The following is a 24,899-nucleotide window of genomic DNA, read 5'->3' as shown; positions in this document are numbered from 1 at the left end:
GAATCTCCTTTGGCAGGAGTTCCGCATAACAGAGAGTTATTTCAGTAGCACCTGAAAGATCTGAACGCACGTTCTCCCAAACAGTGAGTCGTGCTCGCTGTGAATGAGGTGGAGCTCGTTATCGAGACGTGCGGCAAAGGCCTTCAGAAGCGCCTCGCTTGATCATCGTCGCTAGATGGCAACAAACCCCTCCGGAGAGCCGCAACCGGACTGGCAGCAACGGGCCCAGCTTCTGGATGCCAAGACCGGCAAACCACGCATGAAGTGCGACGGTAATGCATCGCAGGGCCTTTGTGACGTCCGCACCTATGTAGGACATCGACGGCGTGGTGTTCGCAGCCCTGCGAGCCAATCTCTCCGACACGTGGCTCATAAACGCCTACCTTGAGGCCTATCGGGCGGAGCGAAAAGCGCCTTGAGCCCTTTCGGTCGACGAGCCAGACATGATCGGCGAACGCCTTGCCGAGGTCGAGCGGAAAATGGATCGGCTGAAGAAGGCATGCATGGCGGGCGTCATCGAACTCGAACAGTTCGGCGTGGACAATACCCCGCTAGAAGATGAAAAACTTGTTCTGGTAACGAAGCTAGCCGCGGTCGACGGGCACGTGCCGACGGTCGATTTCCATCCCGGAGCCGTCGTCAGCTTCAAAACCGCGCTGAGCGATCTGCCCGCATTACTATGCGAGGATGGAGAACGTGCGTCTGCCCAACTCATCCGCTCCTTCATTACCCGTATTCCTGTGACGCCTGCCGAGGAAAGGCCAAGATCGCCATTCCAGCAGCGGAGGATGAAGGTCGAGATTAGCGGCGGATTGGACGCTCTCTTGAAAGATGTGCTGGTTCGATCATCTAAGACCCCCCAGCCGAGGGGGCATGGTAGCGGAGGAGGGACTCGAACCCCCGACACGCGGATTATGATTCCGCTGCTCTAACCAGCTGAGCTACTCCGCCCCGGAGGGCGCTGCGCGGGGGTCTTGCTCCTCGGCAGCATCCCGCTTGCGCGGGAACAGGCGGCGCGTTTAGGGCCGGGTTGCGATCCGGTCAACCGCGAAAGGCGAAGCGTCGCACGAAGTCCCACGGCCCGCCCTTGTAGCGGTGGAGCGCCAGCCCCGGAAATGCGAATTGCCGCGGCTCGACCGTGCCAGCGAGTTGCGCCTGCAGCGCCTTGGCTTCCTTGGGAGCGACCTTGTTCTGGATCGTTACATGCAGCCGCGGGCGGTGCTGGTCCTGCGCGGTCAACATCCCGTGCAGATGCTCGGCGATGGCATCGCGCAAGTCCAGCAGGTCGGGGCTTGCCAGCCGCAAGGCGGTGCCGCTGCCCAACGGCATGACGCCCTCCAGCCGCGCGCGGATCGGCGCGATACCTCCCGCCTCGCGCGCCAGCAGGCGGCGCAATTCGTCCTCGCATTGCGGCGGGATCGCGTGGAACAGCGTGACATGCGCCTCGAGATGATTGCGCTCGGGCGGGAAATGCGCGGTGCGCAGATCGGTCGCCCAGCGGTGCAGCTCGGGCGGCAGTTCCGCCGTCAGGATGAGCGCCCCGTCCGACACCGATTGGCGCTACATTTCCCCGCGCTCGCGCCGCAGCGCGAACCATTTCTCGACATTGCGATTGTGCTCGGCGAGCGTCTCGGCAAAGGCGTGGCCGCCCGTGCCGTCGGCGACCATGTAGCGGGCGTCGGTGGTGGCAGGGTCGAGCACTGCGGCGATCGCCTCGCGCCCCGGATTGGTGATCGGCCCCTTGGGCAACCCGGTCATCGAATAGGTGTTGTAGTCGTTGATGTCGGCGATCTCCGACTGGCGGATCCGCCGCCCCAGCGGCTTGCCACGGGTGATCGGATAGATGATCGTCGGATCGGCCTGGAGCATCATTCCGTCCCTGATCCGGTTGGAATAGAGCCCGGCGACCATCCGCCGCTCGCGCGCCACCCCGGTTTCCTTCTCGACGATCGAGGCGAGCGTCACCGCATCCGCGATATTGTCCACCGCGATGTCGGGTTTGCGGCGCGGCCACGCTTCGGCGAGATAGTTCTGCATCGCCGCCTGCATCCGCGCCAGCACCGCGGCGCGTTCCTCGCCGCGCTGGAAATCATAGCTGTCGGGCAGGACCGAGCCCTCGACCGGAACGGGAATCTCGCCGGTGAGCAGCGGCTCTGCCATCAGCCTTTCGTGGACGATGATCGAAGGTGTGCCTTCGGGAATCGTGATCATCCGGCGAATCGGCTGCGCATGCTGGAGGATATCGAGCAGCCTGGCCTGACTGGCGGCGGCAGGCAGCAGGAACTCGCCAGCCTGCACCGGGTCCGACGAGCCGAGGATTTTCGCGCGCAGCAGAAAGGGATCCGCCGCGGCGATCACGCCCTCCTCCTCCATCTGGCGCGCCACCGAAGTCAGCGTCGCGCCCGAGGGGACGATGAACTCGGTGTCTTCCTCCAGCTCGGCGCTGGAGTACCAGCCACTCGCGAACCAGATCGCGGCGAGCGCGACCAGGAGAGCGAGCCCGGCCGCGACAAGGCAGCCGATGCGCGTCATGTCAGTCGACCTTCTGCATGATCAGGCTGGCATTGGTGCCGCCGAACCCGAAGCTGTTGTTGAGCACCGCGCGCACCTCGCGCTTCCTCGCCACCAGCGGGACCAGATCCACGCCCTCGGTGCCTTCGTCGGGATTGTGGAGGTTGAGCGTGGGCGGGACGATCTGGTCGCGGATCGCCAACAGGCAGAAGATCGCCTCGACCGCGCCGGCGCCGCCGAGCAGATGGCCGATCGCCGATTTGGTGCTCGACATCGAGGCTCCGCCCAAATCCTTGCCGAAGACCCGCATCGCGGCGGCCAGTTCGATCGTGTCGGCCATGGTCGAGGTGCCATGGGCATTGATGTAGTCGATGTCGCCGGTGTCGAGCCCGGCTTTCTTCAGAGCCATGCGCATCGCCAGTTCGGCACCCTTGCCCTCGGGGTGCGGGGCCGTGACGTGATAGGCATCGCCCGAGAGACCGTAGCCGGTCACCTCACCGTAAATCTTGGCGCCGCGAGCCTTTGCGCGCTCGTATTCCTCGAGTACGACGACGCCTGCGCCCTCGCCCATGACGAAACCGTCGCGGTCGCGATCATAGGGGCGGCTGGCCTCGGTCGGGCGGTCGTTCATGCTCATGTTGAGCGCGCGCGCCTGTGCAAAACCGGCGATGCCGAGCGGGTTGATCGTGCCTTCCGCCCCGCCCGCCAGCATCACGTCGGCATCGTCGGCGGCGATCATCCGCGCCGCATCGCCGATCGAATGGGCACCGGTCGAACAGGCGGTGACCACCGAATGGTTGGGACCCATGAAGCCGTGTTTGATCTGCACCTGTCCGGTGATCAGATTGATCAGGCGGCCATGGACGAAATGCGGGCTGACCCGGCCCGGCCCGCGCTCGTGCAGATTGATCGATTCCTTCTCGATTCCCGGCAATCCGCCGATTCCCGAGCCTATCGAGCAACCGGTGCGCATCTTCTCTTCTTCCGACATGTCGGTCAGACCGGCATCTTCCAGCGCCTGCCCGGCAGCGTCGATGCCAAAGATGATGAAGGGATCGACCTGGCGCTGGATCTTGGGATCGACGCGGCGATCGGGATCGAAGCCCCAGGCATGATCCTTGGGCTTCACCTCGCAGGCGATCTGGCACTTGTAGTCCGACGCATCGAAATGGGTGATCGGACCGGCGCCGCTTTCGCCCGCGATGAGGTTCTTCCAGACCGTCTCGACATCGCTCCCCAGCGGGGTGACCAGTCCAAGTCCCGTAACGACCACTCGACGCATGTGTCTCTCCGAAAAATGCAACAGGCCCGGCCCGCTACCGGGTCGGGCCTGTCCGGTCCCGCTCGCTCAGGGGCGGCGGGTTGAGCAGTTGGCCCCGATCAGCCCTTGTGCTCTTCGATGTACTTGGTGGCGTCGCCGACGGTAGCGATCTTCTCGGCCGCATCGTCGGGGATTTCCACGCCGAATTCTTCCTCGAACGCCATCACCAGCTCGACGATGTCGAGACTGTCGGCGCCCAGATCGTCGATGAAGCTGGCTTCCTGGGTGACCTTGTCGGCCTCGACGCCGAGATGCTCGACGACAATCTTCTGCACGCGGTCGGCAGTATCGCTCATAATATTCCCTCTTGGGTTGGGTTTATCGAATTGTCTGTGGCCCTAATCAACGCGGCGGGGGAGCGCAAGAGGCTGGCTTGGCCGATCCGGACGCCGCTGCCGTAGCGGCTGGCACGGCAGTTGGCGTAGCGGCTCCCCCGAACGTTCAATCTCCGATAACGTCGGTGCGGACCTTCTTCGCCTCGTCGACCTGCGGCGGTTCGACGGTGCGGATGCTGAGCTCGCGCAGCTGCTTGGCGCTGACCACCGAGGGCGCGCCCATCATCAGATCCTGCGCGCGCTGGTTCATAGGGAAGGCGATCACCTCGCGGATATTGGGCTCGTCGGCCAGCAGCATGACGATCCGGTCGATCCCCGGCGCCGATCCGCCATGCGGCGGCGCGCCCAGCTTGAACGCCTCGATCATGCCCGAGAAATTCGCATCGACCTCGTCCTTCGAGTAACCCGCGATCTCGAACGCCTTGTACATGATGTCCGGCCGGTGGTTCCGAATCGCGCCCGAGCTCAGCTCGTAGCCGTTGCAGACGATGTCGTATTGCCAGGCGAGGATATCGAGCGGGTCCTGGCTTTCCAGCGCCTCCATCTCGCCCTGCGGCATCGAGAAGGGGTTGTGGCTGAAATCGACGCGCTTCAGATCCTCGTCGTATTCGAACATCGGGAAATCGACGATCCAGCAGAATTTGAAGCAATCCTGCTCGATCAGACCCAGCTCCTCGGCGACGCGGGTGCGCGCGGCGCCAGCCAGCTTGGCGGCGTCCTTCTCCTTGCCGGCGGCGAAGAACAGCCCGTCGTTCTCGCCCAGCCCGAGCTCGGCATAGAGCTTGGCCATGCCCTCCGTCCCGTGGTTCTTGGCGATCGGTCCGCCGAATTCGCCGCCCTTGCGAGTGACGTAGCCGAGCCCCGCAAAGCCTTCGCGCCGCGCCCACTCGTTCATGTCGTCGAAGAACTTGCGGCTCTTGTCCTGCGTCGCGGGCGCCGGGATAACCCGGACCCGCCCGCCGCCGCCGACGATCTTCTCGAACAGGCCGAAGCCGGACTTCTGGAAATGATCGGTGACATCGGAGATGATCAGCGGGTTGCGCAGGTCAGGCTTGTCCGACCCGTATTTGAGCAGCGCCTCGGCATAGGGAATGCGCGGAAATTCGCCCGCGGGGGTCACGCTCTTGCCGCCCGAAAACTCCTCGAACACGCCCGCCAGCACCGGCTCGATGGTCTGGAACACGTCTTCCTGCGTGACGAAGCTCATCTCGAAGTCGAGCTGGTAGAACTCGGGCGCGCGATCGGCGCGCAGGTCCTCGTCGCGGAAACACGGCGCGATCTGGAAATAACGGTCGAAACCCGAGACCATCAGCAGCTGTTTGAACATCTGCGGCGCCTGCGGCAGCGCATAGAACCGCCCGGGATGCAGCCGGCTGGGGACCAGATAGTCGCGCGCGCCCTCGGGGCTCGAGGCGCCCAGGATCGGGGTCTGGAACTCGGAGAAGCCCTGGTCGATCATCCGCCCGCGCAGGCTGGTGATGACCCGGTTGCGCAGCATGATATTGGCGTGAACCCGCTCGCGGCGCAGATCGATGAAGCGGTATTTGAGGCGGATGTCCTCCGGATACTCCTGCTCGCCCGCGACCGGAAGCGGCAGTTCACCGGCGCGGCTCTGGACCGTCGCGGAACGCGCATAGACCTCGATCGCGCCGGTCGGCAGGTTGGCGTTGACCGTGCCCTCGCTGCGCGCCTTGACCGTGCCGTCGATGGTGACCACCGATTCCAGCTTGAGCCCGTCGAGCAGCGCCAGCGCCTCGCTGTCCTCGTCGGCGACGATCTGCGTCATCCCGTAGTGATCGCGCAGATCGACGAACAGCACCCCGCCATGGTCGCGCTTCTTGTGGACCCAGCCCGACAGGCGCACGGTGTCGCCGACCTGCTCCTTGGTGAGCGCGGCGCAGGTGTGGGTACGATAGGCGTGCATCTGGAAGTCTTTCACATTTGGGATGTATGGCGCTAGGGGCGTCCATCGATTGGGCGTGGCGCGCTCCTTAGCAGGAAACGCGCGCGCTAACAGGGCATGACCCCAGCTTTGTCAAGGCGAGCGGTCGGCCGGGGGCGGTACTCCGCCCACAGAGAAGAAAAGAACGATGAAAATCCACGAACTGATTACCACCACCGAGGCGCTCGCCGAACTGTGCGAGCGTCTGGCGAAGAGCGATTTCGTCACCGTCGACACCGAATTCATGCGTGAGAACACCTATTGGCCCGAGCTGTGCCTGGTGCAGATCGCCAATCAGGAAGAAGCCGCGGCGATCGATCCGCTCGCCGAGGGGATCGATCTCAAGCCCCTGTGGGATCTGATGTGCGACAATGACGAGGTGCTCAAGGTCTTCCACGCCGGCGGCCAGGACGTCGAGATCGTCCACAATTTCACCGGCAAGACCCCGCACCCCATCTTCGACACCCAGATCGCGAGCATGGCGATCAGCCAGTCCGAACAGATCGGCTATGCCAATCTGGTCGAAAGCTGGCTTGGCATCACGGTCGACAAGGGCGCACGCTTCACCGACTGGAGCCGCCGCCCGTTGACCGACCGCCAGATCGAATACGCCATCGGCGATGTGACGCATCTCGCGACCATTTTTCCGCGGATGCTCAAGAAGCTGATCAAGACCGGGCGCGGCGGCTGGCTCGATGCCGAGATGGACAAGCTCTCCGATCCGGCGAACTACGTCAACGAACCGGGCGAAGCCTGGAAACGCATCCGCCAGCAGGGCCGCAATCCCGCAGTCCTCGGAAGGCTCAAGGCACTCGCCGCCTGGCGCGAGAGCGAGGCGCAGCACAAGAACATCCCGCGCGGAAGGATCGTGCGCGACGAGACGCTTTCGGACATCGCCGGGCACCCGCCCAAGAGCCAAGCCGATCTCGCCAAGGTGCGCGGCCTCTCCAACGCCTGGCGCGACAACGATATCGGCAAGCGGATGATGAAGGCGCTCGAAAAGGCCGAACCTCTCTCCAAGGACGAGCTCCCGGCCAAGATGAAGCGCGGCGCGCCGCTGGGCAAGGAAGGCGCGCTGGTCGCCGATCTGCTCAAGCTGCTGCTCAAGATCCGCGCCCGCGAGATCGATGTCGCCTCGCGGCTCCTCACCCGCACCGAGGAAATGGAAGCGCTGGCCGCAGGCGTGCGCGACCTGCCGATCCTCCAGGGCTGGCGCTACGAAGTGTTCGGCAAGGATGCGCTCGAGCTGGTCGAGGGGCGCACCGCCTTCGCGGTCAAGCGCGGCAAGCTGCATATGACTCATATGGAGAAATCCGCGCAGGACGAATCGGACGGTTTCGATGCAGAGGATTTCTCCGACGAAGATCCCGCTGACGTCGACGGCGACGGCGAAAATATCGACGGCGGGGATGATCGCGGCGCCAAGCAGCCCGCCGGATGAGCACCTATCTGCCCACGATCAAACAGCTGCAATATCTCGTCGCGCTGTACGAACATGGGCATTTCGGCCGCGCCGCGGAGGCGAGTTTCGTTTCCCAATCGACGCTCAGCGCCGGCATTCGCGAGCTGGAATCGCTGCTCGGCGTGACGCTGGTCGAACGCAGTCGCCGGGTGGTGCGCTTCACCGCCCTTGGCCAGGAAGTGACCCAGAAAGCGCATCGCATCCTGCGCGAGGCGGAGGAACTCTCCGATCTCGTGAAGGCGGCGGGCAAGCCGCTCGCGGGCCAGCTGCGGATGAGCGTGATCCCGACGATCGCGCCTTTCATGCTGCCGCACATTCTGCCGCGGCTGCGGCGCGAGCGCCCCGATCTGAAACTGATGCTGCGCGAGGAAACCAGCGCCGATGCGGTCGAATCGCTCCAGCACGGCCGCGCCGATTGCGTGCTGCTGGCGCTGCCCTTCGCCACCGGAGAAGTCGAGAAAGCGCATATCGCCGACGATATCCTCCACGTCGCGCTGCCGCATGACGATCCGCGCGATCCGCCAGCGGAGATTCCGGCGAGCATGCTGGGCGAAGGCCGGCTGCTGTTGCTGGAAGACGGGCATTGCCTGCGCGATCACGCGCTCGCGGCCTGCGATCGCCCCGGCCTGCAAGCATCGGCGAGCATGATCGCCACCAGCCTCCACACGCTGGTGCAGATGGTCGATAACGGGCTGGGCGTCACGCTCCTGCCTCAGATGGCGATCGACGCGGGCATATTGGCGGGGACCAGAGTGGTCGCGCGTCCGCTCAAGGCGGTGGACGCGAAGCGGGAAATTGCGCTGGTCTGGCGCAAGAATTCACCGCGACGCAGCGATTTCGAACTGCTCGCCCAGGAATTGCGCGCCGGCTGAGCGAGAACGGTCGGGAAGCCGGGTCGTGGATTGCCGCGTCGTGTTGAACGCGGGGTCAGGCTTTGGATTGCCACGCCTCTTGCGGCGGCTCGCAATGACGAGAGTTGATCCCGGTGCTACGCTGATCCCACCTCGTCTTTGCGAGGAGCGTATCGACGCTGCGAACCATGACGCGGGCAGATCGGCCCCATGCCGGCCGGCCCGGTCAATCCATGTGTTTGAGACCGACCCGCAGATAGTCCCAGCCGGTGATCAGCGTCAGGATCGCGGCCGCCCAGAGCGTCCAGATTCCTACCGTGTGCGGCACGTTGAACACCGTGTCGCCGGCAACGACGTTCCAATCCGGCAGCGCCCCGGCGAGTATCAGCGCGCCCAGCGAGACCATCTGGAAGGTGGTCTTCCACTTCGCCAGCCGACTGACCGGCATCGAGACCTGCAACCCGCCGAGAAATTCGCGCAGACCCGATACCGCAATTTCGCGCACCAGGATGATCAGCCCGGCAATGACGTGGAAATCGCCGACCAGCGGCCCGCGCAGCCAGCCTTGCGCGGTCAGCACGAGAATCACCGCTGCGATCATGATCTTGTCCGCGATCGGATCGAGGAACATCCCGAGCCGGCTCACCGCGCCGCTCGATCGGGCGAGATAACCGTCGAAATAGTCGGTGATCCCCATCAGGCAGTAGAGCGCGAAGGCGAGCGCATAGCCGAGTTGCCAGCCGGGCCACCACAGCAGGAAGGCAAGCACCGGGACCGCGACGATACGCGAAAGCGTCAGGAGATTGGGCAGCGTCAGCATCGGACCCTTCTCTAGCGCGGGATCGTAGCCGGCAAAAGCGCTGCTTTCTCCTTTGTCGCTTAGCCGGGGTGCTCTAGGGCCGACCGACCTGTCTCGCCAAGGACCTGTTCGCAGATATGACCACGACGACAAGATTGCTCTCGAGGAAGCGCTTCCTGCCGCTGTTCTGCACCCAGCTGCTCAACGCCTTCAACGACAATCTCTACAAGACCGCGATGGTGCTGTTCGTCGTCTACAGCGTCTACAATTCCGAAGATCGCGAGGCGATGTTCTCCGCCGTCGCCTCGGCGCTGTTCATCATCCCCTTCGTCCTCCTTTCGGCCATCGCGGGCCAATTGGCCGATATGCGCGACAAGGCGCGGATCATCCGCATCGTGAAGCTGTGCGAGATCGGGATCATGGTGCTCGGCGCCTTCGGGCTGTTCCTCGCCTGGCGCGGGATCGCGGTGGACGCCTTCGCGATCCCGCTGCTCCTGTTCGCGCTGCTGCTGGCGGGGATCCAGTCGACCTTTCTCGGCCCGATCAAATATGCGATCCTGCCGCAACATTTGCGCAAGAGAGAGGTTCTGGCGGGAACCGGGTTGGTCGAGGCGGGCACCTATATCGCCATCCTCGCCGGCACCATCCTGGCCGGGGTGATCCCCGTCGAATATGTCGCCGGAGGCATCATGGTCACCGCAGTGGTCGGCTATCTGGCCAGCCGTCAGATTCCGCCCGCGCTGCCGATGGGCGAGATCGAACCGATCGACTGGAACGTGCTGCGCAGTTCGATCCGCCTTATCGCGGGAACGATGCACGACCGCCAGGTGTGGTACGCGATACTCGCGATCAGCTTCTTCTGGACCATCGGCGCGGTGCTGTTCATCCAGTTCCCGCCGCTCGCAAAGAACGTGCTGATGGCCAGCAAGGAAGTCGCGAGCCTGTTCCTGGTGGTGTTCTCGATCGGTGTCGCGATCGGCTCGGTGGGAATCAACACGCTGCTGCGCAACGTCGTTTCGGCCAGGCATGCGCCGGTCTCGGTGATCGCCATGGGGATCTTCGTGATCGGCTTCTACCTGATCGCGCGCGGCTGGTCGGGCGAGACCACCAGCGGCCTGCTCTCGATCGGCGAATTCGTGGTCCAGCCGATGGCACCGCTGCTGCTGATCAGCCTGCTGGGGATCGCGATTTCTGGGGGCATGTTCGTGGTGCCGCTCTACGCCTTTCTCACCACGAGGGTGGCACCGGAATATGCCTCGCGCACCATCGCCGCCAACAATATCGTCAATTCGCTGGCAATGGTCGGCGGGGCGCTGCTGGTCATAGCGCTGACCGCGCTGGGCATGGCGGTGATCGAGCAGGTGCTGCTCAGCGCAGCCATGTGCCTGATCTCGGCCTGGCTCGGACGAAGGCTCTATCGCATCGAATGCGCGGCGGACGCAGTCGCCTAGACCAGAAAGGCGAGGGTGGCGGCGAAGGTCGCGAAATAGGTGGTCGCCGCGCCGCGGACGTCGCTCGCGGTCAGCCGCCAGGATCGCGGCGACGACTCGCCTTGGGATTCGCTCTGCTCGACCCTGCAGACATGCGGCGGCAGGCTGGCGCGGAAGGGATGGCGAGCGGTTTCATCGGTGAGGACAAGCGATCTTCTCATCATGCGCTGTTAACCACTTGGTAACCATAAGGCTCCCGCCGAAATGCGAATTGCTCCGTTGTGGCACAACTGCCGTGCCGATTGCCTGCGCAAGCCGGTCCGGTTAACCCCGCCCGATGACCCAGACCTCTCCCGCCGGCGCGACGCCGGGTGCCGCCCGCCTGCTGCTCGACTGCCTCATCGAACAGGGCTGCGACCGCATCTTCACCGTGCCGGGCGAGAGCTTCCTGCCCGTGCTCGATGCGCTCCATGGCGAGGCCCGCGTCGATGTGGTGACCTGCCGACAGGAAGGCGGCGCCGCCTTCATGGCCTGCGCCGACGGGACCATGACCGGGCGGCCGGGCGTGTGCTTCGTCACCCGCGGACCGGGCGCCACCAACGCCAGCATCGGGGTCCATGTCGCGATGCAGGATTCGCAGCCGATGATCCTGTTCGTCGGCGATGTCGCCTCCTCGATGCGCGACCGCGAGGGGTTCCAGGAAATGGATTTCGCCGCCTTCTTCGGTCCGATCAGCAAATGGGCGGCGCGGATCGACGACGAAACGCGGATCCCCGAATATGTCGCGCGCGCCTACGCCACCGCAATCGCAGGGCGCCCGGGTCCGGTGGTGCTGGCGCTGCCCGAGGACATGCTCGGTCGCGCGGTCGAGGCCGTGCCCCGCCCCTTCGTCGCGCGCCCCGCGCAGGCCCCCTGCCCCGATGCGATGCAGGCGCTGATGGCGCTGATCGCCGATGCCGCCTCGCCCATCGCCATCATCGGCGGGGCCGGCTGGAACGCCAAGGCCCGCCAATATTTCCAGCTCTTCGCCGAACGGCTCGGCCTGCCGGTCGCGACCGCCTTCCGCCGCCAGGACGCGATCAGCCCCTCGAGCCCGGTCTATGCCGGCAACCTCGGCTATGGGCCCAATCCGCAGCTGGTCGAGCGCGTCCGGCAGGCCGACCTCCTCATTGCGGTCGGCGCGCGGCTCGGCGAAGCGACCACCGATGGTTACACCCTCCCGGCGCTGGAAGGCGCCGACCGGACACTGGTCCACATCCATCCCGACCCGGAGGAATTGTCACGCGTCTACCAAACCGATCTCGCGATTTGCGCCGACATGGCCGAATTCGCCGAATCCGCCGCCTTATGGGATGATGAGGCCCCGATCGATTTCGACGCCGGGGCGCAGGCGCATGCCGAATGGGAGGAATGGGCCACTGCGCACCCCACCGACCATGCGCTCGACATGGGGGCCTGCGTCCAGTTCATGCGCGATACCCTCCCCGCGGACACGATCATCTGCAACGGCGCAGGCAATTTTTCTGGCTGGTGGCACCGCTACTGGCGGTACGAGGGCTTGCCCACCCAGATCGCCCCCACCGCAGGAGCGATGGGCTACGGCGTACCCGCCGCAGTCGCCGCCTCGCGTCGCTTCCCCGATCGCACCGTGGTCGCGGTGGCGGGAGACGGCGATTTCCTCATGAACGGTCAGGAACTCGCGACCGCGGTCCAGCACGGCTGCGACCTGATCGTTATCGTCATCGACAACGGCGCCTATGGCACCATCCGCATGCATCAGGAGCGCGAGTTTCCCGCGCGCGTCTCCGCCACCGAGCTGGTCAATCCCGATTTCGCTGCGCTGGCGCAGGCCTTCGGCGGCTGGTCCGCACGCGCCGAAACCACGCAGCAGTTCAAGGATGCGCTGGTCGCGGCGAAGGGTCGCAGCGGCTTGCGCCTGATCCACGCCCGCATCGACATCGAGCAGCTGGCCGCCAGCGGCGCGAGCGTCAGCGGCTTGCGCGCGCACGCAACCGCCTCAAATCCCGGCCATGCTTAGGATCACCGACCATTCGTCCGGCTGGATCTCCGCGACCGACAGTCGCGAATAGCGCACCAGCTCGCAATCGGCGAGCTTGGGCTCCGCCTTGATCTGCTTGAGCGTCACCGGATGCGGCAGCTCGGTCTTGGGCTTGACCTTGACCGCCGCCCATTTGCCTTCGGGATCGGTCGGGTCGGTGATCCCCGCCACGCTGATCTCGCAGATGCCGACGATCTCGAGCCCCTCGCGCGAATGGTAGAAGAAGGCCTGATCGCCCACCTCCATCGCCGCGAGATTGTTCTTCGCCTGGTGGTTGCGGACCCCGTCCCAGGTGCCCTCGCCCTCGGCGACCAGATCGCTCCAGCCATATTTGAACGGTTCGGATTTCATCAGCCAGTAGCGGGGCATGCAGGCGGTGTCCTTGTCTCGGCGAGCTTGTGTTCCGCCCGCGATAGGCAATCCGGCCCTGCTTCGCCACCGTCGATCCCGATCTTATTCGCGCACCAGCCCCCGAATTCCGCCGCGCTTAACCTGTTCTTCAGCCTCTTTGGGCAATAGCTTGCGCGGTCGCTCAGCACGAAGGGGGCGAGACTTGACTGCAGAACCAACCTCATTCCGCCAGGCGGTCGCCGAGAAATTTTCTCGGGCGAACCACCGGGAGAGGGATCTCGTAGCCTTCGGCATCGCTGCCGCTGCGATCATTCTCTTCATCGGCACCGGCGGTACGGTGATGCCCCAGCTGGTCAGCGCCTGGCGCGGTCTGTCCGAACAGCCCGATCTGCTGCTGAGCAACGCCCTGCTGCTCAATATCGCGCTGATCCTGCTCGGCTGGAACCGCTACAAATCGATGCACGCCGAGTTGGGCGATCGGCGCCGCTCGGAAGAGGAGGCGCGGCGGCTGGCGCAGATCGACCCGCTCACCGGCTGCTACAATCGCCGCAGCATCGCCCCTGCCATGGCCGAGCTGCTCGCCGAGGCCCAGAGCGAAGGCCGGGCGATGGCGGTCATCCTGGTCGATCTCGACAATTTCAAACAGGTCAACGACCTCAACGGTCACCATATCGGCGATGCGGTCCTTACCGAATCCTCGGACCGGATGGGCGACGTTCTGCCCGCCGATGCCCTGCTGGCACGGCTGGGCGGCGACGAATTCGCCGCTGCGGTCGTCTATGATCCCGTCCTGCCCGGCAAGATCGAACATCTCGCCTCGCTGCTGATCGAGCGGGTCTCGCAGCCGATCGCGGTGAAGGATACGGTCATCGATATCACCATGTCGGTGGGGATCGCCAGCAGCGTCAATCTGGTCAATCCGGTGGATACGGACGTCTCGACCAGGCTGATCCACAAGGCCGATATCGCGATGTATCAGGCCAAGAAGCAGGGGAAGAATCGCTTCTTCTGGTTCGAAGCGGCGATGGAACAGGAATTGCGCTTTCGCAACGAGCTCGAGGGCGGGATCCGCAAGGGGATCGCCAAGGGCGAATTCGTCCCCTTCTACGAGCAGCAGATCGATCTCGAGACGGGCGAACTGGTCGGCTTCGAAATGCTCGCCCGCTGGCTCTCGCCCGAGATGGGGATCGTCGGACCGGACATCTTCATCCCCATTGCCGAAGAGATCGGCGTGGTCGCGGAAATGTCCGAGAACCTGATGAAGCAGGCTTTCGAAGACGCCAAGCGCTGGGATCCCAAGCTGACGCTGTCGGTCAATATCTCTCCGGTCCAGATGCGCGATCCATGGTTCGCCCAAAAGCTGATCAAGCTGCTGCTGCAGCACAATTTCCCGCCCTCGCGGCTCGATATCGAAATCACCGAAAGCGCGCTCCACGACAATGTCGGGCTGGTGCGCAGCATGATCACCAGCCTGCGCAATCAGGGCGTACGGGTCAGCCTCGACGATTTCGGGACCGGCTATGCCAGCCTGTCGCAATTGCGCTCGCTGCCCTTCGACCGGCTCAAGATCGATCGCAGCTTCATCAGCGAACTCAACACCGGCGAGCCGGGCTCGAGGCTGGTCGATGCCATCATCTCGATGGGCCACGGGCTCAAGATGCCCATCACCGCCGAGGGGATCGAGAACGAGGTGGTGCTCGGTATGCTGCGCAAGATGGGCGGGCTCAAGGGACAGGGCTATCATTACGGTCGCCCGGAACCCGCCGATCAGGTGCTGACGCGGCTCCAGGATCGCGGGCTGCTCTCGAATCCCGAAACCGAAGGCACCAAACCCAAGCTCCGACCGATCAGCGGCAATCGCGCAGTCTGATACGCCCGGAATCTGACGTGCCGGGAATCTGAACCGTAAGGGTGGAAATTCGCCGCCCGGCGGCATAGATGCGCGCTCAGATGCGCGTTCCCTTCATCAAGATGCACGGCCTCGGCAATGATTTCGTCGTGCTCGATGCGCGCGCCGAGACCCTGCCGCCGATAAATGCGCGAGTTGCCGCGGCGCTGGCGGATCGCCGCGAAGGCATCGGCTGCGATCAGCTGGTGCTGCTCGAGCCGAGCGCCGATGCCGACTTCCGGATGCGGATCTTCAACAGCGACGGCAGCGAAGTGGGTGCCTGCGGCAACGCCGCGCGCGCGGTGGCGCTGCTCCACGGCAGCGCGGCGCGGGTCGAAACCGCCGGCGGCATCATCGCGGTCGAACCCGATGGCGGCGGTGCGCGGGTCGACATGGGCCGCCCGCGCTTCGACTGGGATGCGATTCCCCTGGCCTATCCGATGGACACGCTGTCGATGCCGGTCGGCTGGGAGGGGATGGACAATCCCGCCGCGGTCAATGTCGGCAACCCGCATGTGGTGTGTTTCGTCGAGGATTGCGACACGGTCCCGCTCGATGAGCTGGGTCCCGAGATCGAAAACGATCCGCTGTTCCCCGAGCGGATCAATGTCAATTGCGCCACCATCGAGAGCCGAACCCGTATCCGCCTGCGGGTATGGGAACGCGGCGCCGGCCTCACCCGCGCCTGCGGTACCGGCGCCTGCGCCACTGCAGTGGTCGCGATGCGGCGCGGGCTGGTCGAAAACCGCGTCACGGTCGTGCTTCCCGGCGGTCCGCTGACGATCGAATGGGCTGACAGCAATCCGGCGGCGGGCGCCAGCATCGTCATGACCGGTCCCGCGACCGAGGCCTTCCGCGGCTCCTTCGAATGGGACGACTACGCGTGAGCGCCGAGGTGATCTCGCTCGGCTGTCGGCTCAACCTGTCCGAAAGCGAGGACATCCGCGCCATGCTGGGCGGGTCGAGCGATCTGGTTGTGGTCAACAGCTGCGCCGTCACGCTCGAGGCAGTTCGCCAGACCCGGCAGGCGATCCGCAAGGCGCGCCGGGCGCATCCGGCGGCGCGGCTGCTGGTGACGGGCTGCGCCGCCGAGATCGAGCGCGATCAGCTCGCCGCGATGCCCGAGGTGGACGGATTGATCGCCAATTCCGCCAAGCTCGATCCGCGCGCCTGGAACGTGCCCGAACGCGCCACCGCGGTCGCGAGCCAGCACACCCGTGCCTTCATCGCGGTCCAGAACGGCTGCGATCACGCCTGCACCTTCTGCGTCATCCCGCAGGGTCGCGGAGCCAGCCGTTCGCTCACCGTCGATCAGGTCTGCGCCGAGGTCGAGCAGCATTGCGATCGGGGCGCCGCCGAGGTGGTGCTGACCGGGGTCGATGTCACCAGCTGGGGGCAGGATCTGCCCGATCGCCCGCCGCTGGGCGCTCTGGTGCAGGCGATCCTCGACCGGTTCCCGCACTTGCGACGGCTGCGGATGTCCTCGCTCGACGGGGTCGAGATCGATCCGCTGCTGTTCGAGCTCTTCGCCAGCGAGCAGCGCTTGATGCCGCATCTCCATCTCTCGCTCCAGCACGGCCACGATCTGATCCTCAAGCGGATGAAGCGCCGCCATCTGCGCGGCGATGCCATCGAGCTGGTTGGGCGATTGCGCGCGCGCCGCGCCGATCTCGCGGTGGGTGCGGATCTGATTGCCGGCTTCCCGACCGAGACTGCCGAGCACCACGCCGCCAATCTGTCGATCGTGCGCGAACTCGGGATCGTCCACGGCCACATCTTCCCCTATTCCCCCCGCCCCGGCACGCCGGCCGCGCGGATGCCGCAGCTCGACCGTCCGACCATCAAGCAACGCGCCGCCGAACTGCGCGAAGCGGTGGCCATGCAGCGGTCCGAATGGCTGGCGACGCTGGTCGATAAACCCGCCGTGGTCCTCGGGGAAAGAGACGGGACCGGCTACACTCCCGGCTTCGCCCGCGTGGCGCTGGCCGGGGGAACCGCCGCGGGAACGCTTGTCGAAATCACCCCCACAACCATCAAGGACGGCCTGCTGACATGAGCGAGACGAGCTGGACCGAACGGCTGTTCGGCGGGTTCCGCAAGACGCAGCAGCGGCTGGCGGAAAACCTAACCGAGGCGGTCGGCACTGCGCGGCTCGACGACGCGACGCTCGACCAGGTCGAGGACGCGCTGATCATGTCCGATCTCGGCCCCTCCGCCGCTGCGCGGATTCGCGAAAAGCTGAGGGAGAAGCGCTTCGGGCTGGAGATTTCGCAGGAGCAGCTCAAGGAGGCGGTCGCCGAGGAGATCGCGGCGATCCTGCGCCCGGTGGCGATCCCGCTCGAAATCACCGCGTTCCCGCGCCCGCAGGTTGTGCTGGTGATCGGCGTCAACGGCAGCGGCAAGACCACCACCATCGCCAAGCTGGCGCATCTGTTCCAGGAAGACGATTATTCGGTGATGCTGGCCGCGGGCGACACCTTCCGCGCCGCCGCCATCGGTCAGCTCGCCACCTGGGCCGAGCGGATCGGCGTCCCGTTGGTGCGCGGGCCCGAAGGCGGCGATCCCGCCAGCATCGTTTTCGACGCGGTGAAGGCGGCGACCGATCGCGGCACCGACGTGCTGATCGTCGACACCGCCGGGCGGCTGCAGAACAAGCGCGAGCTGATGGATGAATTGTCGAAGATCCGGAAGGTGCTGGGCCGCCTCAACCCCGAAGCGCCGCACGATGTGCTGTTGGTGCTCGATGCCACGAATGGACAGAACGCCTTGAACCAGATCGATGTCTTCCGCGAGATGGCCGGGGTGACCGGGCTGGTGATGACCAAGCTCGACGGGACCGCGCGCGGCGGCGTGCTGGTCGCGGCGGCGGAGCAATACGGCCTGCCGATCCACGCCATCGGGGTGGGCGAGAAGATCGACGATCTGCGCCCCTTCGATCCCGATCTGGTCGCGCGCGTCATCGCAGGAGTGGCATGATGAACGAGACGACACCAACCACGATCGAGGCCAAACCCAAGACCGGCTGGCTCAACATCCTCGTCGACTACGGTCCGCTGCTGGTGTTCCTCGGGGTCTACAAATTCTACGCTCCCGACGATCCCGGCCCGCTGGGCGAGATCGCGGCGGTGATCTACGGCACGATCGCCTTCATGGTGGCGGCGGTGGTCGCGCTGGCGTTCTCGAAATGGAAGTTCGGCAAGATCTCGCCGATGCTGATGCTCTCGACCGCGCTGATCGTGGGCTTCGGGGCGCTGACCATCTGGCTGCGCGATCCCGATTTCATCCAGGTCAAGCCGACCGCGATCTACACCTTCTTCGGGGTGGTGCTGCTGGTCGGCTACGCCCGCGGGCGGGCGCTGCTGCAGATCCTGCTCGAGGCCGCCTTCGAGGGTCTGGACAGGCAGGGCTGGCTCAAGCTGTCGCGCAACTGGGGCGTGTTCTTCCTTGCGCTGGCGGTGCTCAACGAGGTCCTGCGCGCCCAGCTCAGCTTCGAAAGCTGGCTGTGGGCGAAGATCTGGGTCTTCATGCCGCTCAGCTTCCTGTTCACCTTCAGCCAGATCCCGATGCTGCTGAGGCACGGGCTGGCGCTGGACGACCGCGACGAGGTCCTCAAGGACCAGCCTCCCACCGGGGAATAACGCTCCCCTAGATCTCGACCTGGCTCCCCAGCTCGACCACGCGGTTGGTGGGCAGGCGGAAGAACTCCATTGCGGTCGCCGAATTGCGCAGCATCCAGGCGAAGACCTTCTCGCGCCACAGCGACATCCCGGGCTTTTCGCTGGCGATCAGCGTCTGGCGGCTGAGGAAGAAGCTGGTGTTCATCATGTCGAACTCGCCGCCGCAACGCGACATGCTCTTGAGCCCCTTGGGCACGTCGGTCTCTTCCATGAAGCCGTAGTGCAGCACCGCGCGATAGAAGCCCTCGCCCAGATCGTGCATCTCGCAACGCGCGTTTTCGTCGACATAGGGTTCGTCGGCGATCTCGATGGTGAGGATCACCACTCGCTCGTGGAGCACCTTGTTGTGCTTGATGTTGTGGAGCAGCGCCGAAGGTACGCCAGCGGTCTGGCTGGCCATGAAGATCGCGGTGCCGGGGACGCGGGTGGCGCTGTTCTTGGCCGATTTCGCGAAGATCTCGATCGGCAGTGCGACTTCCGTCATGCGGTCGCGCATCAACTTGCGCCCCCGTGCCCAGGTGGTGAGCAAGGTGAAGGCGAACAGCCCCACCACCAGCGGGAACCAGCCGCCATCGGCCACCTTGGTGAGGTTGGCGGCGAAATAGGCGCCGTCGACGATCAGGAACAGCGCCACCACCGGCGCGGCGTACCACCATTTCCACTTCCACACGCCGACGAACAGCACGCCCATCAGCAGCGTGTCGATCGTCACCGCACCGGTCACCGCGATGCCATAGGCGGCGGCCAGGTTGGACGAGCTCTGGAAGGTCAGCACCAGAATGATCACCGCGACCATCAGCGCCCAATTGACCACCGGGATGTAGATCTGGCCCGCCTCGGTCTCGCTGGTGTGGCGGATCGAGAGACGCGGGATGAAGCCCAGCTGCATCGCCTGGTGGGTGATCGAGAAGGCGCCCGAGATCACCGCCTGGCTGGCGATGAAGGTCGCGACCGTAGCCAGCAGCACCAGCGGCAGACGAAAGTCCTCGCTGGCGAGGAAGAAGAACGGATTCTGGATCGCCTCGCTCGCCAGCACGGGCGGGAGCGCCAGGACCATGGCTCCCTGACCGAAATAGTTGAGCAGCAGGCAGGGCATCACGAAACCGAACCAAGACAGCCGCATCGGTCCGCGCCCGAAGTGGCCCATGTCGGAATAGAGCGCCTCGGAGCCCGTCACCGCCAGCACTACCGATCCCAGCGCCAGGAATGCGAGCCAGCCGTCGATGACGAAGAAATTGACCGCGTAATAGGGGTTGAGCGCCCACAGCACTTCGGGGTGCTGGACGATCTGGTTGATCCCCAGCCCTGCCAGAACGATGAAATAGACGATCATTACCGGCGCGAACAGCGCTCCCACCTTGGCGGTTCCGCGCTTCTGGATGACGAACAGCGCGATCAGCAGCACCAGCGCGATCGGGATCACCAGTTGCTCCATGTCGGGATTGACCACGGTCAGCCCCTCGACCGCCGAAAGCACCGAGATCGCGGGCGTGATCATGCTGTCGCCATAGAACAGCGAGGTCGCGAAGACCCCCAACAGCACGGCCAGCCAGCCGTAGCGCGAGCCGCTGATATGGCGCGAAATCAGCGCCACCAGCGCGAGGCTCCCGCCCTGCCCCTTGTTGTCGGCGCGCATCAGGATCGTGACGTATTGGATCGAGACCACCAGCGTCATCGACCAGAAGATCAGGCTGACCACGCCCAGAATATGCATGTCGTCGAGCGCCAGCGGGTGCGCCCCCGCGAAGGTTTCGCGGAAGGCATAGAGCGGGCTGGTGCCGATATCGCCGAACACGATGCCGATCGCGCCCACGGCGAGAGCGCCCTTGGTCGCCTTCTTGCCGACACCGCTTGTCCCCGGAGTTCCGCCGTTTGCTTCGGCGGACGGGTGTTTCTGGGGCACCTGGCTTTCGCTCATCGGTGCGGCGTCCCTGGCTTCATGTGGCTGATCCTTCGCGCGCGGCAGCTGTGCCGTTCCGCAAGATCGCGGCGCTTAGCAGGAAGGTTTCGCACCCGCAACATCGCCCCCGGCAGCGCACTAGCGTGGTTGCGCAGTCATCCCGCCGCCCGAGAGCAGCAGATCGAGCCGCTCGAGTCGCGCAGCGATGGCCGGCCGCCAGTCGGCATCCGCAGGGGCCTCGGCGAGAATCTCCGCCCACATCCGGCGCCCTTGCGCGAACTCGCCCTGGCGCAGCATTGCCAATCCGACGAAATAGCGCGGGGCCGGGTTGTCCGGCGCCAGTTCTTCGGCCCGCGTATAGGCGAACAGCGCCGCGGCTCCGAGCCGGCCCTCCGCGTGTTCGACCAGCACATTGCCCAGCGCAACCCAGGCTTCGGCATCCCGCGGGTTCTCTGTCACCGCGTTGCGCAGGAAGTTCGCCGCATCTTCGTACTGGCCCTGGCGGGCGAAGGCATCCGCAGACACGACATAGCGCGAGGGCATCGTCTCGGGATCGTAGAACTCGCGCCGCGCCCGGACCATCAGTTCGCCGGTGTCGGCTATCGGTTGAGGACCGGCGCCGGGCGCCGCCGGCTGACCAGGCGAGCCCTGCAGGGCGTACCCCGCCAACCCGAACAGCAACGCCGCGCCGAACAGTGTCCACCCGCTGCGCGCGAGGCCGAACAACCGGGTTGCAGCGAGAAAGCCCAGTCCGGCCAGCGCGAGGATCGCCAGCCAGATCATGTGCGCTTCCCGAAGCGGCGCCAGAAGATCGCGCCGGCCACCAGCAGGATCAGCAATGGGACCGCGAACAGCGGCCAGGTGGTGCTGCTCATCTGCGGTTCGTAGCTGACGTAGTCGCCATAGCGTTCCATCAGCCAGGCACGGATCGACTCCGGGTTTTCGCCTGCGGCCACCCTGATGCGGACCTGATGCCGCATGTCGCCGGCCATTGGCGAATCGCTGTCGTGTATCGATTGCGACTGGCATTCGAGACAGCGCAGGGTCGCCATAAGCTCCAGCGCAACCGCTTCCTGCGCCGGGTCGTCGAGCTGGCGATTGGCAAAGGGCGCGGGCGGGAGCGATTGCTGCGCCAGCAGGGGTGCGCCGAGACACAGCACCAGCAGCGTCAACAAAGAACGGCGCAGCGAGGCAGGTAAGACGGGGCGAATAGCGGTCATGCGCCCGCTTCCCGCAGCTTCTCGATCAGCACCGGCACATCGCTTTCGCGGATGTCGCCGATATGCTGGTAGGTAATTCGCCCCTGGCCATCGATGACGAAGGTTTCGGGCACACCCGAAGAGCCGATGGCGAACTGCACTTCGGACAGATCGTCCGCCCCGATCGCGACATAGGGGTTGCCGTGACGTTCGAGGAAACGCGCGACGTCCTCGGGCCGGTCGCGAATGGCGACCCCGACGATCGGCGCGCCCTGCTCCTTCAGCCGCTCGAGATAGGGCGCTTCGGCGATGCAGGGCACGCACCAGCTCGCCCAGATGTTGAGCAGCCGCGGCTTGCCGTCGCTGAACGCGACGCTGGCGATACCTGGCCGGTCGCTCGTCGCGGGTCGCAGGTCGAAATAGGGCAGCTCGCGTCCCACCATGCGGCTTTCGATGAACTCGTTCTTGGGCTGCGAAAGCTGATAGCCCGCAACTCCGAGAAAACCCGCGAATAGCATCAGGGGAACCCACAGGCGCCAGCGGTTCATGTCGCGCTATCCTTTAGGTGAGCGTTCTTGGGCCGAGCGTCCTCTGGCCGAGCATCTTGTGGCGGCACGTCCTCGCGCCGAGCGGCGGCGCGGCGGCGCACATGGCGACGCTTCAGATCCTCCATCACCCGACCGACCAGCGCCAGCACTCCGCCCAGCGCGATCAGCAGGCCGCCATACCAGATGAAGGTGACGAAGGGTTTCCACCACAGCCGCACCTGCCAGCGTCCGTCGCCTGCGGCATCGCCCATCACCGCATAGAGTTGGCCGTTCCAGCGGGTCGCGAGCACGCTCTCCGCCGTCTGCTGCGGCGGCGCCCAGAAGGTGCGCGATTGCGGCCGCAGCGCGATCGGCTCGCCATCGCCGAGCCGCGCGCTGAGCTGCCCTTCTATGGCAGTCCAGTTAGGCCCCGCGACCGGAACGATGGCATCGAGCGTGACCGACCAATCGCCCACCCGAGTGGTGGTGCCGGGCTGAAGCGCGGCGAGGCGTTCCTCGGTGAAGGCGCTTTCGCTGGCCATGCCGAACAGCGCCACCGCGATCCCGAAATGCGCCACCACCATGCCCCAGGTGGCGATCGGGACGCGGATGAGCTTGCGCCCGCGCAGCGGCAGGAAGCTCGCCACCGCCAGCATCGCCGCCAATGCCAGTCCGAGCAGCGGTAGCAGCGCAACCTCGCCCAGCAGCGCGACCAACACCAGCCCTGCGAGCAGTATCGCTCCGAGCACCGCGACCTCGCGCGAGATGCGTGCGAAGCGGTCCCGCCGCCAGCGCAGCAGCGGTCCGACCGCCATCACCAGCAGCATCGGGATCACGAAGATCGCCCCGACCGGGTTGAAATAGGGCGGCCCCACCGAGACGCGGACATCGAAGGCCTCGGTCAGCAGCGGATAGAGCGTGCCGAGCAGGACGATGGCGAGAATCGCGCTGAGCATGACGTTGTTGACCACCAGCGCGCCCTCGCGGCTGGCGATGGCGAAGCGCTCGCCTTCGGAAATGGTGCTGGCGCGCAAGCCGAACAGCAGCAGCGCGCCGCCGATATAGATCGCCAGCAACAGCAGGATGAAGGTGCCGCGTTCGGGATCGACCGCGAAGGAATGAACGCTGGTGAGGATGCCCGAGCGCACCAGAAACGTCCCCAGCATGCTCATCGAGAAGGCGACCACCCCGAGCATGATGGTCCACACGCGCAGCGCGTCGCGCGCGGCGAGCACGCTGGCGGAGTGAAGCAGCGCGGTCGCGGCGAGCCAGGGCATCAGCGAGGCGTTCTCGACCGGGTCCCAGAACCACCAGCCGCCCCAGCCCAGCTCGTAATAGGCCCAGTATGATCCCGCAGTGATGCCCACGGTGAGGAACACCCAGGCGCCCAGCACCCAGGGACGCATCGCGCGGGCGAAATCGGGAGTGACCTGCCGGGTGAGCAGCGCGCCGACCGCGAAGCTGAAGGCGATCGACAGCCCGACATAGCCGAAATAGAGCGTCGGCGGGTGGAAGGCGAGACCGATGTCCTGCAGCAGCGGGTTGAGCCCCATCCCCACTTCGGCGGGGACGGGCAGCCGCTCGAACGGATTCGAGCTGAGCAGCAGGAAAGCGTAGAACCCCAGCGCCACGAAGCCCTGCGCGGCGAGCACCGCCTGCATCGTGCGGTCGGGCAGCCGCCGTTCGATCATCGCGATCAGCCCGCCCGCGAGCGCCATCACCGTGACCCACAGCAGCATCGAGCCCTCGTGATTGCCCCAGGCGCCCGAGAGCTTGAACACCATGGGTTTGAGCGCATGCGAATTGCTCGCGACCAGCTTCACCGACAGATCGGTGATCGCGAAGACATAGAGCAGCGCGCAGAACGAAAGGGCCGCAAACAGGCCTTGCACCACCGCGGCGGGGCGGATCAGCGCGCCGAGCGCAGTCGGCTCGTTCGCGCGCACCGCCAGGAACCCCGCGATCGTCTGCAGCGCCGCCAGCGCGGCGGCGAGCCACAGCGCGGCCAGACCCAGCTCCGCGATCATTCGAGCCCGACCGTGGTCTCTTCGGCCATTCGCGCGGCCTGCATCTCGCTCATGCCCTCGAGCTCGCGGGGCACGTAGTTCTCGTCGTGCTTGGCGAGCAGATTGTCGGCGACGAAGGTCCCGTCGGGCGCGAGCCGCCCCTCGGCGACCACTCCCGAGCCTTCGACGAACAGATCGGGCGCGATCCCTGCGAAGCGCACCGGCACCCGCGCGCCGTCGCTGCCGGTGACGGCGAAGCGCAGCGTGAAGCCGTCGGGATCGGTCGCCAGCGAGCCCTCTTCGACCATCCCGCCCAGCCGCACCGCCTGGCCGATCTCGGGCGGATCGTCGCGCATCTGCTCGGGAAGATAGAAATAGCTCGCCTGGCTGCGCAGCGCATAGGCCGCGAGCAGCCCCGCCGCCACCAGCGCGATCAGCGCGACGACCAGCAGCACCAGCCGCTGGTGCTTGGGTTTGAGCGCGCTCACCGGCCGCGAGTCCGCTCGCGCGCATGGTCGCGGCGGCGCTCGGCGCGGCGCATCGCGAGCCATGCCCAGGCCACCGTCGCGAGCACGCCGATCACCCCCACCGCATAGGCGGCGACGACGAAATCCCACTGGTCGAGCGCTTCGCGGATCATC

At 65.6% G+C, this 24,899-nt stretch carries 24 protein-coding genes and 1 tRNA gene; 9 read left to right on the top strand and 16 right to left on the bottom strand.

All coding sequences use genetic code 11. The features are described from left to right. Positions 1-874: 874 nt before the first annotated feature. The 6 genes from Q9K01_RS05720 to aspS form a co-directional block, all read right to left on the bottom strand. Positions 875-951: transfer RNA gene (locus Q9K01_RS05720), tRNA-Met, on the bottom strand. A 90-nt stretch (positions 952-1,041) separates the two neighbouring features. Then, positions 1,042-1,551 carry a 2'-5' RNA ligase family protein gene (locus tag Q9K01_RS05715; protein ID WP_305929261.1) on the bottom strand — a complete coding sequence of 170 codons (510 nt, stop codon included), beginning with the start codon at positions 1,549-1,551 and terminating at the stop codon, positions 1,042-1,044. Between the two features lie 9 nt (positions 1,552-1,560). Next, entirely contained in the window at positions 1,561-2,532 is a 972-nt protein-coding gene (gene mltG / locus Q9K01_RS05710) for an endolytic transglycosylase MltG (RefSeq protein WP_305929260.1), read from the bottom strand. A gap of 1 nt (position 2,533) precedes the next feature. Then, on the bottom strand, positions 2,534-3,793 hold the full coding sequence (gene fabF, locus Q9K01_RS05705; RefSeq protein WP_305929259.1) for a beta-ketoacyl-ACP synthase II: 1,260 nt from the start codon (positions 3,791-3,793) through the stop codon (positions 2,534-2,536). Between the two features lie 98 nt (positions 3,794-3,891). Then, entirely contained in the window at positions 3,892-4,128 is a 237-nt protein-coding gene (locus Q9K01_RS05700; protein ID WP_057883643.1) for an acyl carrier protein, read from the bottom strand. A gap of 145 nt (positions 4,129-4,273) precedes the next feature. Next, positions 4,274-6,091: an aspartate--tRNA ligase gene (gene aspS / locus Q9K01_RS05695; protein ID WP_305929880.1), complete on the bottom strand. Its 1,818-nt coding sequence runs from the start codon at positions 6,089-6,091 to the stop codon at positions 4,274-4,276. Between the two features lie 166 nt (positions 6,092-6,257). On the opposite strand from aspS, the gene rnd reads away from it, so the two are divergent. Together rnd and Q9K01_RS05685 are read left to right on the top strand one after the other, a co-directional pair. Further along, positions 6,258-7,550, top strand: coding sequence for a ribonuclease D (gene rnd / locus Q9K01_RS05690; RefSeq protein ID WP_305929258.1), 1,293 nt, complete (start codon positions 6,258-6,260; stop codon positions 7,548-7,550). Further along, entirely contained in the window at positions 7,547-8,443 is an 897-nt protein-coding gene (locus Q9K01_RS05685) for a LysR substrate-binding domain-containing protein (RefSeq protein WP_305929257.1), read from the top strand. Before rnd ends, Q9K01_RS05685 begins: the two co-directional genes overlap by 4 nt. Positions 8,444-8,648: 205 nt before the next feature. On the opposite strand, the gene pgsA is transcribed toward Q9K01_RS05685, so the two are convergent. After that, a complete protein-coding gene (pgsA, locus tag Q9K01_RS05680; protein WP_305929256.1) occupies positions 8,649-9,242 on the bottom strand; it encodes a CDP-diacylglycerol--glycerol-3-phosphate 3-phosphatidyltransferase in 594 nt (197 codons plus the stop codon). 116 nt (positions 9,243-9,358) lie between these two features. Here pgsA and Q9K01_RS05675 point away from each other — a divergent pair, with 116 nt between their 5' ends. Further along, the gene (locus tag Q9K01_RS05675; protein WP_305929255.1) at positions 9,359-10,672 is read left to right on the top strand and encodes an MFS transporter; all 1,314 of its coding nucleotides are present in this window, start codon (positions 9,359-9,361) and stop codon (positions 10,670-10,672) included. On the opposite strand, the gene Q9K01_RS05670 is transcribed toward Q9K01_RS05675, so the two are convergent. Further along, on the bottom strand, positions 10,669-10,875 hold the full coding sequence (locus Q9K01_RS05670; RefSeq protein ID WP_305929254.1) for a hypothetical protein: 207 nt from the start codon (positions 10,873-10,875) through the stop codon (positions 10,669-10,671). The two genes, Q9K01_RS05675 and Q9K01_RS05670, sit on opposite strands and share 4 nt — an antisense overlap. Positions 10,876-10,988: 113 nt before the next feature. Between Q9K01_RS05670 and Q9K01_RS05665 the strand changes: the two genes are divergently transcribed. Beyond that, positions 10,989-12,689 (top strand): thiamine pyrophosphate-binding protein, encoded by a 1,701-nt coding sequence (locus tag Q9K01_RS05665; RefSeq protein ID WP_305929253.1) that lies wholly within the window; start codon positions 10,989-10,991, stop codon positions 12,687-12,689. Here the strand turns inward: Q9K01_RS05665 and Q9K01_RS05660 are convergent. Then, on the bottom strand, positions 12,669-13,079 hold the full coding sequence (locus Q9K01_RS05660; RefSeq protein WP_305929252.1) for an EVE domain-containing protein: 411 nt from the start codon (positions 13,077-13,079) through the stop codon (positions 12,669-12,671). The two genes, Q9K01_RS05665 and Q9K01_RS05660, sit on opposite strands and share 21 nt — an antisense overlap. Positions 13,080-13,263: 184 nt before the next feature. On the opposite strand from Q9K01_RS05660, the gene Q9K01_RS05655 reads away from it, so the two are divergent. The 5 genes from Q9K01_RS05655 to Q9K01_RS05635 all read left to right on the top strand — a co-directional run bounded on the left by Q9K01_RS05655 (position 13,264) and on the right by Q9K01_RS05635 (position 18,587). Next, positions 13,264-14,931, top strand: coding sequence for a putative bifunctional diguanylate cyclase/phosphodiesterase (locus Q9K01_RS05655; RefSeq protein WP_305929251.1), 1,668 nt, complete (start codon positions 13,264-13,266; stop codon positions 14,929-14,931). An 80-nt stretch (positions 14,932-15,011) separates the two neighbouring features. Continuing rightward, a complete protein-coding gene (gene dapF / locus Q9K01_RS05650) occupies positions 15,012-15,836 on the top strand; it encodes a diaminopimelate epimerase (RefSeq protein WP_305929879.1) in 825 nt (274 codons plus the stop codon). Continuing rightward, on the top strand, positions 15,818-17,005 hold the full coding sequence (locus tag Q9K01_RS05645) for a MiaB/RimO family radical SAM methylthiotransferase (RefSeq protein ID WP_305929250.1): 1,188 nt from the start codon (positions 15,818-15,820) through the stop codon (positions 17,003-17,005). Before dapF ends, Q9K01_RS05645 begins: the two co-directional genes overlap by 19 nt. Continuing rightward, positions 17,002-17,925, top strand: a complete 924-nt coding sequence (ftsY, locus tag Q9K01_RS05640) for a signal recognition particle-docking protein FtsY (RefSeq protein WP_305929249.1) — start codon at positions 17,002-17,004, stop codon at positions 17,923-17,925. The genes Q9K01_RS05645 and ftsY overlap by 4 nt, the downstream gene beginning before the upstream one ends. Continuing rightward, positions 17,925-18,587: an inner membrane-spanning protein YciB gene (locus Q9K01_RS05635; RefSeq protein WP_305929878.1), complete on the top strand. Its 663-nt coding sequence runs from the start codon at positions 17,925-17,927 to the stop codon at positions 18,585-18,587. The genes ftsY and Q9K01_RS05635 overlap by 1 nt, the downstream gene beginning before the upstream one ends. Before the next feature lie 7 nt (positions 18,588-18,594). Here the strand turns inward: Q9K01_RS05635 and Q9K01_RS05630 are convergent, their stop codons facing one another. The 7 genes from Q9K01_RS05630 to Q9K01_RS05600 all read right to left on the bottom strand — a co-directional run bounded on the left by Q9K01_RS05630 (position 18,595) and on the right by Q9K01_RS05600 (position 24,898). Further along, the gene (locus Q9K01_RS05630; protein WP_305929248.1) at positions 18,595-20,544 is read right to left on the bottom strand and encodes a potassium transporter Kup; all 1,950 of its coding nucleotides are present in this window, start codon (positions 20,542-20,544) and stop codon (positions 18,595-18,597) included. A gap of 120 nt (positions 20,545-20,664) precedes the next feature. Then, on the bottom strand, positions 20,665-21,309 hold the full coding sequence (locus Q9K01_RS05625) for a tetratricopeptide repeat protein (protein WP_305929247.1): 645 nt from the start codon (positions 21,307-21,309) through the stop codon (positions 20,665-20,667). Beyond that, on the bottom strand, positions 21,306-21,746 hold the full coding sequence (locus Q9K01_RS05620) for a cytochrome c-type biogenesis protein (protein ID WP_305929246.1): 441 nt from the start codon (positions 21,744-21,746) through the stop codon (positions 21,306-21,308). Before Q9K01_RS05620 ends, Q9K01_RS05625 begins: the two co-directional genes overlap by 4 nt. After that, positions 21,743-22,273 carry a DsbE family thiol:disulfide interchange protein gene (locus Q9K01_RS05615; RefSeq protein WP_305929245.1) on the bottom strand — a complete coding sequence of 177 codons (531 nt, stop codon included), beginning with the start codon at positions 22,271-22,273 and terminating at the stop codon, positions 21,743-21,745. Before Q9K01_RS05615 ends, Q9K01_RS05620 begins: the two co-directional genes overlap by 4 nt. Next, entirely contained in the window at positions 22,270-24,279 is a 2,010-nt protein-coding gene (locus Q9K01_RS05610) for a heme lyase CcmF/NrfE family subunit (RefSeq protein ID WP_305929244.1), read from the bottom strand. Before Q9K01_RS05610 ends, Q9K01_RS05615 begins: the two co-directional genes overlap by 4 nt. Beyond that, on the bottom strand, positions 24,276-24,746 hold the full coding sequence (gene ccmE, locus Q9K01_RS05605; RefSeq protein ID WP_305929243.1) for a cytochrome c maturation protein CcmE: 471 nt from the start codon (positions 24,744-24,746) through the stop codon (positions 24,276-24,278). Before ccmE ends, Q9K01_RS05610 begins: the two co-directional genes overlap by 4 nt. After that, positions 24,743-24,898 (bottom strand): hypothetical protein, encoded by a 156-nt coding sequence (locus Q9K01_RS05600; protein WP_305929910.1) that lies wholly within the window; start codon positions 24,896-24,898, stop codon positions 24,743-24,745. Before Q9K01_RS05600 ends, ccmE begins: the two co-directional genes overlap by 4 nt. Between the last annotated feature and the right edge of the window lies 1 nt (position 24,899).

The sequence above is a fragment of the Qipengyuania benthica genome (assembly GCF_030717865.1).
GTDB classification, from domain to species: domain Bacteria; phylum Pseudomonadota; class Alphaproteobacteria; order Sphingomonadales; family Sphingomonadaceae; genus Qipengyuania; species Qipengyuania benthica.
Note: the sequence above shows the minus strand (reverse complement) of the source record. Positions and strands in the feature narration are given on the sequence as shown.